General features: G+C 44.4%; 1 protein-coding gene. It reads right to left on the bottom strand.

Going from position 1 to position 261, the window contains the following annotated elements:
• The coding region (locus A3739_RS29635) for a hypothetical protein (protein WP_197472169.1) at positions 1-261 on the bottom strand (261 nt) is incomplete at both ends.

The raw sequence follows: 261 nt of genomic DNA, 5'->3' as shown, positions 1-261 counted from the left end.
GCCTTTACTATATAAGTCTCTAGCCTGGTTCAAGATTTTAATGGCATGGTTCTTTCCCAACTCTTGGCCATATTGGTCACCCATTTGCTTTGCCTCACTCAAGGCTTCAAAAATCGCCTTCTGCTCTTCAGTTGTATGCAACCCTTCCCAGTTATGCGGCGCCCAAGAGAGATTCTCTGGGCCTGCATACCAATCAATATCAAACGACTCGAGTATATCAATGGAGCCTTGGGAGTATACATAACGAGAGTCATTAACCTT

It is taken from the genome of Oleiphilus sp. HI0067, assembly GCF_001635735.1.
The sequence above is the reverse complement of the archived record's forward strand: the minus strand, read 5'-3'. Positions and strand labels throughout refer to the sequence as shown.